The sequence below is a fragment of the Polaromonas aquatica genome (assembly GCF_050626995.1).
Lineage (GTDB): Bacteria > Pseudomonadota > Gammaproteobacteria > Burkholderiales > Burkholderiaceae_C > Polaromonas > Polaromonas aquatica_A.
Map to the genome: position 1 here is coordinate 4,088,639 of NZ_CP192467.1, position 12,359 is coordinate 4,100,997.

Consider the following 12,359-nt stretch of genomic DNA (forward strand, 5'->3'; position numbering starts at 1 on the left):
CTCGCGCCTGTTGTTATTGGGCTCGAGGCCAATTTGACGCTTATTTGCCGGTCCTTTGGTCATTTTGGGGCACCTTGGAGCCGGACCTCATCCGGGCAGGTCGCAGCCGTCCGAAGCAAAGTGTTTCACGCAGGGGCCGTCAAGGGCCTTTTTCCCGGCAAAATCGCTGTCCCGCTCGGGTAACATGACGGACCGTGCGCTACTGAAAGTGGTACACGCCGCGTGTCGGCGTTTGAGAAAAAGCGCTATAAGAATCAACGAGTTAGGGCCTGCGAACACTGTCTCAGGCCTAAAAAAACAGGGACAGCCGTGCGTCTCAATTCGATCAAGCTATCTGGTTTCAAGTCATTCGCAGAGCCCACCAATTTTGTGCTGCCGGGCCAACTGGTCGGTGTGGTGGGCCCCAACGGTTGCGGCAAGTCCAACATCATGGACGCGGTGCGCTGGGTGCTGGGCGAGAGCAAGGCCTCCGAGCTGCGCGGCGAATCCATGCAGGACGTCATCTTCAACGGCACCACCACGCGCAAACCCGCCAGCCGGTCCAGCGTGGAGCTGGTGTTTGACAACGCCGACCACCGCGCCGGCGGCCAGTGGGGCCAGTTTGTCGAGATCGCCGTCAAGCGCGTGTTGACGCGCGACGGCACCTCCAGCTACTACATCAACAACCAGCCGGTGCGCCGCCGCGACGTCCAGGACGTGTTCCTGGGCACCGGCCTGGGCCCGCGCGCTTACGCCATCATCGGCCAGGGCACCATCAGCCGCATCATCGAGTCCAAGCCCGAAGAGCTGCGCCTCTTCCTTGAAGAAGCCGCCGGCGTTTCCAAGTACAAAGAGCGCCGCCGCGAGACCGCCAACCGCCTGTCGGACACGCGCGAAAACCTGACCCGCGTCGAAGACATCCTGCGCGAACTCAATGCCAACCTGGACCGGCTCGAAAAGCAGGCCGAAGTCGCCATGCGCTACAACACGCTGCATGCCGACGCCAGCCTGAAGCAGCACCAGCTGTGGTTCCTCAAGCGCGCCGAAAGCGAGGCCGACCAGTCCAAAGTCAAGGCTGACGCCGAAAAAGCCGTGAACGACCTCGAAAGCCGCGTGGCCGACCTGCGCCACATCGAGGCCGACCTCGAAACCATCCGCCAGGCGCATTACTCCGCCGGCGACCAGGTCAACCAGGCACAGGGCAAGCTTTATGAGGCCAGCGCCGAAGTCGGGCGCCTCGAAGCCGAAATCCGCTTTGTGGTCGATGGCCGCCAGCGCGTAGAACAACGGCTGGCCCAGCTGAAAGAACAAACCGCCCAGTGGGCTACGCGCAAGGAAGACGCCGCCGTCGAGACGGAAAATTTGGCCGCGCAAGCCATTGAAGCCGAAGAAAAAGCCGAGCTGCTGGCTGCGCAGACCGAAGAGCACCTGACGCAGTTGCCCGCCCTCGAAGACGCTCTGCGCCAGGCCCAGGCCAAAGCCAACGAACAGCGCGCCAGCGTGGGTCAGGTGCAGCAGCAAATCCAGGTGCTGGCCGCCGACCAGCGCAACATCGAAGAGCAGTCGCGCACCCTGAACCTGCGGCTGGAAAAGCTCACCGCCGACCGCAACGCGCTCAATGCCCCTGATGAAGCGCGCCTGGCCAACCTGAATACGCAGTTCGCCGCCGCGCAGGAAGCCCAGGCAGAAGCCGAAGCCCGCCTGCACGAACTGACCGAGAGCGTGCCGCAGCTCGACGAAGAGCGCCGCACGCTGCAGCAGACCGTCAACACCGAATCCGCCAAGCGGGCCGACCTGTCGGCGCGCATGGAAGCGCTCAAGGCCTTGCAGGAAAAGGTCAAGACCGACGGCAAGCTCAAGCCCTGGCTGGCCAAGCACGGCCTGGACGGCCTGCAGGGCTTGTGGAGCCGCATCCACATCGAGCAGGGCTGGGAAAACGCGCTGGAAGCCGCACTGCGTGAACGCCTGGGCGCCCTGGAAGTCAGCCGGCTCGACATGGTGCGCGGCTTTGCCGGCACCGATGGACGCGACACGCCGCCAGCCAAGCTCTCGTTTTATTCGCCGCCCAACGCCGCCGCGCCTGCGCGCCCCAACACCGCGATCAATCTCAAGCCGCTGACAGAGCTGCTGCGCCTGAACGACGCCGGCCAGTCGGCATTGCTGGGCGATTGGCTGCAGGGCTGCTACACGGCCCAAGGCCTGGACGACGCCTTGGCCGCTCGCGACAAGCTGCAGGCCGGTGAAGTGATTTACGTGCAGAGCGGCCATGCCGTCACGCACCACAGCGTGAGCTTTTACGCGCAAGATTCCGAACAGGCCGGCTTGCTGGCCCGCGCGCAGGAAATCGAAAACCTCGACAAGCAGCTCAAGGCCCAGGCCCTGATCAGCGAAGAGGCCCGTTCTGCGCTGATACGCGCTGAGGCCGCCTATGCCGACGCCGCCCAGCGCCTGGCCACCGCCCGCCGGGAAACCGCCGAAGGCCAGAGCCGCACCCATGAGCTGCAAGTCGAAGTGCTGCGCCTGACGCAATTGGCCGAGCAGACCCGCGCACGCAGCGAGCAGATCCAGGCCGACATGGCCGAAATCGAAGCGCAGCTCGGCGAGTTGCAAGAGCGCAAAGTCACAGCTGAGGGCCGCTTTGAAGAGCTCGACATGCAGCTGGCTGACAGCCAGGAACGCCATGCGCAGCTCGACGACCGCGTGATCGAAACCGAGCGCAAGCTGGGTGAATCACGCGAGCTGCAGCGCACGCTGGAGCGCCAGGCGCAGGAAGCCACGTTTGCACTGCGCAGCCTGGCGTCGCGCCGCGACGAATTGGCCCGCTCCATCGACATCGCCGCCCAGCAAGCCGGTTCTATCGCCGCCGAAGAAGCACAAGCCCGTGAAGAACTCACACGCCTGACAGACGCCGCCGCGCAGGCCGGCCTGCAAAGCGCGTTGAGCGTGAAGCTCGAGCGGGAGGCCGACCTGGGCGCCAAGCGCAGCCAGTACGACGACCTGACCAACAAGCTGCGCGCCAGCGATGAGCGGCGCCTGCAACTGGAGCGCGAGCTTGACCCGCTGCGCCAGCGCATCACCGAATTCCAGCTGAAAGAGCAAGCCGCCCGCCTGGGTTTTGAGCAATACGCCCAGTTGCTGGCCGACGCACAGGCCGACCTGGCTGCGGTGGAAGCATCCATCCAGTCCGGCAATGTCCGCCTGACGGGTCTGCAAAGTGAAATTGACCGCATCAACCGCGAAATCCAGTCGCTGGGGGCAGTCAACCTGGCCGCACTCGACGAATTGAGCACGGCCCGCGAACGCAAGCAGTTCCTCGACGCGCAATCTGCCGACCTGAACGAAGCCATGACCACGCTGGAAGATGCGATCAAGAAGATCGACATCGAAACACGTGACTTGCTGTCGAGCACTTTTGACACCGTCAACGGCCATTTCGGCCGCATGTTCCCTGAACTCTTTGGCGGAGGTAATGCCAAGCTCATGATGACGGGCGAGGAAATCCTCGACGCCGGCGTGCAGGTGATCGCCCAGCCGCCCGGCAAGAAGAACCAGACCATTCACTTGCTGTCGGGCGGCGAAAAAGCGCTGACGGCCATCGCACTCGTGTTTGCCATCTTCCAGCTCAACCCCGCGCCTTTCTGTTTGCTCGATGAGGTCGACGCGCCGCTGGATGACGCCAACACCGAGCGCTACGCCAAGCTGGTGAAGTCCATGAGCAAGGAAACGCAGTTCCTCTTCATCAGCCACAACAAGATCGCCATGGAGATGGCCGAGCAGCTGATCGGTGTGACCATGCAGGAGCAGGGCGTTTCACGCATCGTGGCGGTGGACATGGAAGCTGCGATAGGTTTCGCCGAGGCCGCATGAAAACAGGGGTTTTAAGCCAGCAGGGGCCGCGGAACCGGCTTTGCCGGGCCGCAGGCGCAGCGGCCCCTGAGGGGCTGGAGCCCGCGGCTCCAAGCCTGCCTGTGCAGGCTTGGACGGGCGACGGAGGCGACGCGTCTCGCGAGCCGCGGCCTGCAAGGCCTCGCGTATTACGCGAAGCGAGCAGCGTGGGGGCTCAATGAGCACATTGCAGATCAGTCTGGCGGTGGTGGGCGGGCTGGTCCTGGCCGGTGTGGTGGCCCACAGCGCCTGGTCGTCCCGCCGCAACCTGCCCAAGCAGGCCACGCCCGAGGCGCCCCCCGCGACGCCGGAAGCCGTTCCGCCGCAAGGGCAAGGGGGTGAGGACACCCTCGTTGAACGCCAGGAACCCAGCTTTGACGTGGATTCAGGCCTGGCCTCGCTGGCGTCCCTTACCTCGATGACGCCCGACCGGAAACCCGGTCTGGACGTGCTGATCGACGCGGTGGCGCCTGTGGCCGTCGAAGGCGTGGTGTCCGGCGAGGCTGCGCTGGCCGCCATGCCCAGCACGCGCCGGGCGGGCAGCAAGCCCTTTGGCGTGGAAGGCCTCAGCGTGATCACCGGCGAATGGGAATTCCCCACGGCAGGCCACCGCTACAGCGCCTTCCAGTGCGGTGTGCAACTGGCCAACCGCACCGGCGCGCTCAACCAGATCGAATACTCCGAGTTTGTGATGAAGGCGCAGGCTTTTGCCGATGCCATAGGCGGCGAGCCCGAGTTTCCGGAGATGCTGGACGAGGTAGCGCGCGCCCGTGAGCTGGACCAGTTCGCCAGCGGCCACGATGCGCAGCTGAGCTTCACCCTGCGCGCCGTCAACACCGCCTGGAGCCCCGGCTATGTGCAGCAAAGCGCAGCGCGTCTGGGATTTGTCGCCGGCGCCATCCCCGGCCGCATGGTGCTGCCGGCCAGCCAGCCAGGCCACGCGCCCATCCTGGGCCTGGCCTTTGACACGCAGGCGGCGATGTCCGAAGACCCTGAGCAAACGGCCTTGCGCGAACTCACGCTGTCGCTGGATGTGCCCCAGGTACTGCGCTCCGAGCAGCCCTTTGCGCGCATGTGCGAAGCCGCGCTGTCCCTGGCTGCCAACATGGATGGCGTGATCATCGACGACAACGGCAACCTGATCCGGCCCGAGGCCATGGAAGTCATCCATGCCGACCTGGAGCAGCTTTACGACACGCTGGACAGCCGCGATTTATCGGCCGGTTCGGTGCTGGGACGCCGCCTCTTTTCTTGATTTTCCGAGGCTTTTCGCCCGTTTCCGATTTTTTCCATGGCCACCAAAGACCTGTTTGCGCAGCCCGAACCCTCGCCGCAACCGGCCTCCGCCGCAACGCGTGTCGCTGCGTTGCGCGCCGAACTGCATCTGCACGCGCACCGCTATTACGTGCTCGATGAACCCACAATTCCCGATGCCGAGTACGACAAGCTGTTCAAGGAACTGCAAGAGCTTGAGGCCGCCCACCCCGAACTGCTGACACCCGACTCGCCGACCCAGCGCGTGGGCGGCAAGCCACTGGACCAGTTCGCCAGCGTGCGCCACAAGGTGCCCATGCTCAGCATTCGCACCGAAACCGATACCGAAGCCACTGGCGCGCAAAACTTCGACACCCGCGTGCGCAAGGAACTGGGCCTGGCCGAGTCCGATCCACCCGTTGAATACGTGGCCGAGCTCAAGTTCGATGGCCTGGCCATGAGCCTGCGTTATGAGAATGGCATCCTGGTGCAGGCGGCCACTCGCGGTGACGGCGAAGTTGGCGAGGATGTGACGCAAAACATCCGCACCATCAACCAGATACCGCTTCGGCTACCCGCCGACGCTCCGCCCGTCATGGAAGTGCGCGGCGAGGTGTACATGCGCCGCGCCGACTTCGAGGCGCTGAACGAAAAGCAGCGCGAAAGAATTGCCCAAGGCATCAAGGGCGAAAAAACTTTTGTCAACCCGCGCAACGCGGCAGCGGGCGGCGTGCGGCAACTTGATCCGGCCCTGGCCGCGCGCCGGCGCCTGAGCTTCTTTGCCTATGGCCTGGGAGACATCACGCCAGCGGAAGCGGGCGGCCCGGCATTTGAAACTCACTTCCAGTTGCTGCTGACGCTTCGTTCATGGGGTTTTCCGGTTGCAGCCCAAACACAACTTGCGCAAGGCGCTCCTGAATTAATAGCGTTTCATCAGTTCATCGGCAAGCAACGCGACAACCTGCCTTACGACATCGACGGCGTGGTCTACAAGGTCAACAGCCTGGCGCTTCAGAAAAAAATGGGCTTTGTTACGCGCGAGCCGCGCTGGGCCGTGGCGCACAAATACCCGGCGCAAGAGCAGCTCACCACCGTGCAGGCTATTGAAGTGCAGGTCGGCCGCACAGGCAAGCTGACACCGGTTGCCAAGCTGGCGCCAGTGTTTGTGGGGGGCGTCACCGTTACCAACGCTACGCTGCACAACGAAGACGAAGCGCGCCGCAAGGATGTGCGCGTAGGTGACACCGTCGTTGTACGCCGCGCGGGCGATGTCATCCCTGAAGTCGTCAGCGTGCTTCTTGAAAAACGTGTGCAGGACGCGCCGCAGTTCACCATGCCGCGCAAATGCCCGGTCTGCAGCTCGGATGCATTGCGTGAAGAAGGTGAAGCCGACTACCGCTGCACCGGCGGCCTGTTTTGCGGCGCCCAGCGCAAGGAGGCCATCCTGCATTACGCGCACAGGCGTGCGGTGGAGGTTGAAGGCCTGGGCGACAAGCTGGTTGAGCAACTCGTGGACGCCAATGTGATCCGTACCTTGCCCGATCTCTACAAGCTGGGTTTGACAGCACTGGCCAGCCTGGACCGCATGGCGGAGAAGTCAGCCAACAACCTGCTCGAGGCGCTGGAGAAATCCAAACAGACAACACTGCCGCGCTTCCTGTTCGGCCTGGGCATACGCCATGTCGGCGAAGCCACCGCCAAAGAGCTGGCACGCCATTTCGGCAAGCTGGACGCCATCATGGACGCCACCGAAGCGCAACTGCTGGAAGTCAGTGATGTCGGCCCCATCGTGGCACAGAGTATTCGCACCTTCTTTGAGCAGGCGCACAACCGCGAAGTGGTCGAGCAACTGCGCGCCTGCGGTGTGACCTGGGAGGAGGGCGAACCAGCTGCCAAGGCGCCGCAACCGTTGTCGGGCAAGACTTTTGTCATCACCGGCACCTTGCCCACGCTGAGCCGCGACGAGGCCAAGGACACGGTGGAGGCCGCTGGCGGCAAAGTCGCCGGCTCGGTCAGCAAAAAAACCGACTATGTGGTGGCTGGGGCAGAGGCCGGCAGCAAGCTGACCAAGGCGCAGGAGCTGGGCGTGACTGTCATCGACGAAGCTGCGCTGTTGGCCATGCTGACTGGTGAATAAGGCCGGCAATGGAAGAAGCTTCATCTGGTGCCGGTGCCGTTGATACCCAAGCCTACTTACGGCGGCAGCGAGTTTTCGAGTGGTACATCGGCCTGGCCATTGGCATGGTGCTGCTGGCTGTGGCTTTCGGCGGCAAGTTCACCACACCTATTCACGTGAATTTTTTGGGCGAATGGTCGTGGTTGCCTTTGAGCGACTGGGGGCTTTGGAGCATCGCCTGCGCCGCTTTCACCGGTATTGTTTCAGTGGTCCTTGAACGGTTGAACAAAACTGCCAGTGAAACCGGAAAGCTTGCAGCAGGGTCCTTGCTGTTCTGCGGGGTTTTCCTTTTTTGTGCTCAAGGCATCGTGGAAGGCGCAAATGTGCACTTCGATTCATCTCCAGTGGCGAGAGTCACCACGCAGATTGTCCGAATCGAACCAGCCCCCTCAGGCAGCAAACGAGGTGCGACTTTGCACCTAGCAAACTGGGGAGGGGGAGACCCGGCGAAGGTTGTGAAAGCAAGGCAGGATGTGCGGGTTTTTCGTATGGATATGGATAAAAAAAACGCTACGTTTTATGTCCGCAAAGGGTTCTTTGGCGTGCCCTATGCTTCTGAATACAAATAGTCCGCGTTGATTCGACCCCTGTCAGCTTAGCCGGGCGGCTCACTGGCTGCAGTCAACTCCTCCGGCCGCCGCCATAGCCAAACCAGCACGCAGGCCATGCAGGCAATCAACAGCACGGCCATCCAGCGCTTAGGCAAAGTCAGCAGCATGAGCACAGCGCTGGCGCCCATGGTCAGGGTGGCCAGCCATTTGGCACGCCTGCGCACCACGCCGCCTCGCCGCCATTCGGTCAGCATGGGTCCGAAGGCGGGGTGAGCTTCCAGCCAGGCCAGCAGGCGCGGGGAACTGCGCGCTGCCGCCCAGGCCGATAGAAGAATGAAAGGCACCGTTGGCAGCACGGGCAAAAACAGTCCCATCAGGCCCAGCAAGAGGCTGACGACAGCCAGAGCCATCATCAACCACCGCACGGGCGTGGAAGACGGGGAGGAGAGAACAGGTGCCGGGTCGGGGTTGTCGGACATGCCCCATTTTGCCGCGGACCGGCTGGGTTGTCGGGCTTTTGCAGCCTGCATGAGCGGCGTGACACCGTGATAATCGGTGCATGACCATTCGCGAAATCCTCAAAATGGGCGACCCGCGGCTGCTGCGCGTGGCCCAGCCCGTCACGGCGTTCGACACCGACGAGCTGCACCTGCTCATTTCAGACATGTTCGACACCATGCGTGCCGTCAATGGCGCCGGGCTGGCGGCACCGCAAATCGGTGTGGGCTTGCAGCTGGTTATTTTCGGCACCGACACGGTCAACCCGCGCTATCCGGATGCACCAGTGGTGCCTCGCACGGTGTTGCTGAACCCGTTGATCACGCCCCTGGGCCCTGAAGAAGAGGATGGCTGGGAAGGCTGCCTTTCCGTGCCCGGCCTGCGAGGCCTTGTCCCGCGTCTTTCACGGATTCGTTACAGCGGCTTTGACCAGTATGGCGACGCAATCGAACGCACCGTGGACGGCTTTCATGCACGGGTGGTGCAGCATGAATGCGACCACCTGGTCGGCAAGCTTTATCCCATGCGCATTCGCGACTTCAGCCAGTTCGGTTTTACCGATGTGCTTTTCCCAGGTCTGGACGCGGCCGACGACGATTGAGCCAAGCGCCGCGCCAGGAAGACCTCAAGGCGTACACTGGCCAGGTTGAGGGCTATTTCGCCCCGTATTGAGCGTGTTGTACGCAAGGAAATTTTCCGGATGTCGCACGCTCCTGTTTCGGGAGCAGTTCCCATCGCCGGAGCTGTCTCCCCGCCGCCTTACGAATTGAAATTTGAAACCGTGAGCGGCAGCGGTGCGGACCTGCAGCTGCGCTCACTGCTGAACCGTCAGCAATTCCATGACCCCTTGGGAGAGGCCGAGCGCGAAGGGATATCTTCCTCGGCCTGGCCGATATTCGGCCTGTTGTGGCCGTCGGGCAGGGTACTAGCCCATGCCATGCAGAGTTTCGAGCTCGAAGGCAGGCACATCCTCGAACTGGGCTGCGGCCTGGCCCTTGCCAGCCTCGTCGTGCACCGGCGTGGCGGTGATATCACCGCCAGCGACTGCCACCCGCTGGCGGCCGCGTTCTTGCTGGAAAACCTCAAACTCAATCATTTGCCGGCCATGAAATACCAGACGGGAAACTGGTCGCGTGCTAACCCGCTGTTGGGGCGCTTCGACCTGATCATCGGCAGCGACGTGCTTTACGACCGCAGCCAGCCGGAAATTCTGTCGCAGTTCATCGAATTGCATGCGCTGCCACATACCGAGGTGTTGATCGTGGACCCGGACCGCGGCAACCGGGCCAGCTTCAATCGAAAAATGGATGCGCTGGGCTATTCGCGTACCGAAACACGAATCGCTGAACTGCCGGATGGCGGCAGCTACAAGGGACGGTTGCTGCAATACCTGCGCAAACCGGCCGGTTGAAGCTTCAAGTGTTGAGCGCCTCGAGCAGCTCAGTCTCGATGGCGATCTGCGCCTTGTTGTGCTGCAGTTCGGGACCATCGATCAGGAAGGTATCTTCCACACGTTCGCCTAGCGTGCTGACTTTCGCCAGTTGCAGGTTGATGCGGTGCCGTGCCAGCACCCGTGCGATGCGGTACAGCAACCCGGCACGATCACTCGCCGACACGCTGAGCAGCCAGCGCTGGGCTTTTTCGTCGGGCCGCAGGTCCACGCGCGGGGCGATGGGGAAGCTTTTGACCCGGCGCGACACACGGCCTTTACTGGGCGGTGGCAACGGGCCGGGGTTCTCGATGGTGCGGTCCAGGTCGGCCTCCACCATTGCAGCCAGTTCGCGGTAGTGGTCGGCCAGGGTAGGGCTTACCACCTGGAAGGTATCCAGCGCATAGCCGTTCTTCGCCGTGTGAATCTTGGCGTCCAGAATGCTGAAGCCGGCTTCGTCGAAGTAGCCGCAGATGCGGGCAAAAAGGTCTGGGGCATCGGGCGTGTAGACCAGCACCTGCATGCCTTCGCCGGCCGATGAGCGGCGCGCACGGACAATTGCCTTGGCCTTGCCCACATGGCGTGAAAGCTGGCGCGCATGCCAGGCGATGTCAGAGGCTTCATGGCGCATGAAATAGCTCACGTCCAGCGTGTCCCACAACGCCTTGTGGGCTTCGAAAGGCTCGGCGTGCAAGGCCAGTGTAGTCAGGGCCTCGCGTTTGCGCGCCTCCACCTCGGCGTCCGCATCCGGCGCGCGGCCGCCCAGCACGCGCAGCGTGTAGCGGTACAGGTCTTCAAGCAGCTTGCCTTTCCAGGCATTCCAGACTTTGGGGCTGGTACCGCGTATGTCGGCCACCGTCAGCAGGTAGAGCGCCGTGAGATAGCGTTCGTTGCCGACGCGTTTGGCAAATGCCGCAATCACCTGGGGGTCGCTCAGGTCTTCTTTTTGGGCGATACGGCTCATGCTGAGGTGCTCACCCACCAGGAATTCGATCAGTTTCGTGTCCTCGGCGGCGATGCCGTGCTGGCGGCAAAAAATGTGCACTTCCCTGCACCCCAGCTCCGAATGGTCCCCGCCGCGGCCCTTGGCGATGTCGTGGAACAGCGCGGCGATATACAGAATCCAGGGCTTGTCCCAGCCTGCCGCAAGCTGCGAACACATCGGGTATTCATGTGAGTGCTCGGCCATGAAAAAACGCCGCACATTGCGCAGCACCATCAGGATGTGCTGGTCCACCGTGTAGACGTGGAACAGGTCGTGCTGCATCTGCCCAACGATCTTGCGGAAGATCCAGAGGTAGCGGCCCAGCACAGAGGTCTGGTTCATCAGCCGCATGGCATGGGTAATACCCTCGGGCTGCTGCAGGATGCGGCGGAAAGTGTCGCGGTTAACCGGATCGCTGCGGAACTTGCCGTTCATCAGCCCGCGGGCGTTGTAGAGCGCGCGCAGCGTGCGTGCCGACAGGCCCTTGATGCCAATCGTGGTTTCAAATACCAGGAAAGTTTCGAGGATGGCATGCGGTTCACGCACATACAGGTCGTCGCTGGCCACTTCCAGCATGCCGGCCTTGTCGAAAAACCGTTCATTGATGGGCCGCAGCGGGTAGGTGTTGGGGTTCAGGCGCTCTTCGATATTGAGCAGGAGGATCTGGTTGAGCTGGGTAACCGCCTTGGCCGCCCAGTAGTAGCGTTTCATCACGGCTTCGCTGGCGCGGCGCGGCAGCTTGCTGCCATCGTCGGCCTCCGCAGAATAGCCAAAGGACTCGGCCACAGCGGTCTGCAGGTCGAATACCAGGCGATCCTCCCGCCGCCCCGCGATCAGGTGCAGGCGCGCACGGATAAGGCTCAGCAGGGCCTCGTTGGCCTTGATCTGCCGCACCTCGAAAGGCGTGGCCAGGCCGTTGCGCGCCAGGTCGTCCCAGGACTTGCCCAGGCCGGCGGCGCGCGCCACCCACAAAATCACCTGCAAGTCGCGCAGGCCGCCTGGTGATTCCTTGCAATTGGGCTCGAGCGAGTAGGGGGTGTTTTCGAATTTGTTGTGGCGCTGGCGGAGCTCCAGCGTCTTGGCCACATAAAAGGCCTGTGGGTCGAGCACGGCGGCCAGGCGTTTTTGCAGCTGCTGGAAGTTCTTTTTGGAACCGGCGACCAGGCGCGCTTCCAGTAGCGAGGTCTGCACCGTAACGTCTTTAGAGGCTTCCTCCACGCAACCGGAAGCGGTGCGCACGCTGGAACCGATTTCCAGACCCACGTCCCAACAGGCGCCGATAAAGCTTTCCACCTTGGCCTGGAGGGCTGGGTCGCCTTCGATGTTGGCGTTGTCCGGCAATAGCAGCAGCACGTCCACGTCGGAATGGGGAAACAGTTCACCGCGGCCGAACCCTCCTGCTGCGACGAGGCAAGCGGAAGCCGGGAAGCCCGCACGTTGCCAGAGCAGCTGCAGGGTCGCGTCTGCGTGGCGGGCAAATTTTTGCAACAGGCTGTGGATGCCGCGGGACGACGCGCCGCTGGCGGCCAGCGTGGCGAGGAGGGCGGTTTTTCCCGCTTTGTATTGCTCGCGGACCGGGGCCAGCTCAGTCATGCCGGGGCC

8 protein-coding genes are annotated in these 12,359 nt (G+C 62.9%); 6 read left to right on the plus strand and 2 right to left on the minus strand.

Annotated elements, in window-relative coordinates:
* The first annotated feature begins 309 nt into the window (after window positions 1-309).
* The 4 genes from smc to ACQ4MS_RS19605 all read left to right on the plus strand — a co-directional run bounded on the left by smc (window position 310) and on the right by ACQ4MS_RS19605 (window position 7,863).
* Window positions 310-3,846: a chromosome segregation protein SMC gene (gene smc / locus ACQ4MS_RS19590; RefSeq protein WP_431096340.1), complete on the plus strand. Its 3,537-nt coding sequence runs from the start codon at window positions 310-312 to the stop codon at window positions 3,844-3,846.
* 196 nt (window positions 3,847-4,042) lie between these two features.
* A complete protein-coding gene (locus ACQ4MS_RS19595; RefSeq protein ID WP_431096342.1) occupies window positions 4,043-5,119 on the plus strand; it encodes a cell division protein ZipA C-terminal FtsZ-binding domain-containing protein in 1,077 nt (358 codons plus the stop codon).
* Window positions 5,120-5,155: 36 nt separating this feature from the next.
* On the plus strand, window positions 5,156-7,255 hold the full coding sequence (gene ligA / locus ACQ4MS_RS19600) for an NAD-dependent DNA ligase LigA (protein ID WP_431096343.1): 2,100 nt from the start codon (window positions 5,156-5,158) through the stop codon (window positions 7,253-7,255).
* Between the two features lie 8 nt (window positions 7,256-7,263).
* A complete protein-coding gene (locus tag ACQ4MS_RS19605; protein ID WP_431096344.1) occupies window positions 7,264-7,863 on the plus strand; it encodes a hypothetical protein in 600 nt (199 codons plus the stop codon).
* Between the two features lie 26 nt (window positions 7,864-7,889).
* Here the strand turns inward: ACQ4MS_RS19605 and ACQ4MS_RS19610 are convergent, their stop codons facing one another.
* A complete protein-coding gene (locus ACQ4MS_RS19610; RefSeq protein ID WP_431096345.1) occupies window positions 7,890-8,324 on the minus strand; it encodes a YbaN family protein in 435 nt (144 codons plus the stop codon).
* Window positions 8,325-8,404: 80 nt separating this feature from the next.
* Between ACQ4MS_RS19610 and def the strand changes: the two genes are divergently transcribed.
* Both def and ACQ4MS_RS19620 read left to right on the plus strand, forming a co-directional pair.
* Window positions 8,405-8,944: a peptide deformylase gene (gene def, locus ACQ4MS_RS19615; protein ID WP_431096346.1), complete on the plus strand. Its 540-nt coding sequence runs from the start codon at window positions 8,405-8,407 to the stop codon at window positions 8,942-8,944.
* A 99-nt stretch (window positions 8,945-9,043) separates the two neighbouring features.
* Window positions 9,044-9,754 carry a class I SAM-dependent methyltransferase gene (locus ACQ4MS_RS19620; protein WP_431096347.1) on the plus strand — a complete coding sequence of 237 codons (711 nt, stop codon included), beginning with the start codon at window positions 9,044-9,046 and terminating at the stop codon, window positions 9,752-9,754.
* Between the two features lie 4 nt (window positions 9,755-9,758).
* On the opposite strand, the gene ACQ4MS_RS19625 is transcribed toward ACQ4MS_RS19620, so the two are convergent.
* Window positions 9,759-12,350: a [protein-PII] uridylyltransferase gene (locus ACQ4MS_RS19625; protein WP_431096348.1), complete on the minus strand. Its 2,592-nt coding sequence runs from the start codon at window positions 12,348-12,350 to the stop codon at window positions 9,759-9,761.
* Window positions 12,351-12,359 lie beyond the last annotated feature (9 nt).

What these genes read in the sequence shown, in the direction of transcription:
- ACQ4MS_RS19595 (WP_431096342.1), top strand. Translation starts at nt 4,043, where the DNA reads ATGAGCACATTGCAGATCAGTCTGGCGGTGGTGGGCGGGCTGGTCCTG.
- ligA (WP_431096343.1), top strand. Translation starts at nt 5,156, where the DNA reads ATGGCCACCAAAGACCTGTTTGCGCAGCCCGAACCCTCGCCGCAACCG.
- ACQ4MS_RS19605 (WP_431096344.1), top strand. Translation starts at nt 7,264, where the DNA reads ATGGAAGAAGCTTCATCTGGTGCCGGTGCCGTTGATACCCAAGCCTAC.
- ACQ4MS_RS19610 (WP_431096345.1), bottom strand. Translation starts at nt 8,324, where the DNA reads ATGTCCGACAACCCCGACCCGGCACCTGTTCTCTCCTCCCCGTCTTCC.
- def (WP_431096346.1), top strand. Translation starts at nt 8,405, where the DNA reads ATGACCATTCGCGAAATCCTCAAAATGGGCGACCCGCGGCTGCTGCGC.
- ACQ4MS_RS19620 (WP_431096347.1), top strand. Translation starts at nt 9,044, where the DNA reads ATGTCGCACGCTCCTGTTTCGGGAGCAGTTCCCATCGCCGGAGCTGTC.
- ACQ4MS_RS19625 (WP_431096348.1), bottom strand. Translation starts at nt 12,350, where the DNA reads ATGACTGAGCTGGCCCCGGTCCGCGAGCAATACAAAGCGGGAAAAACC.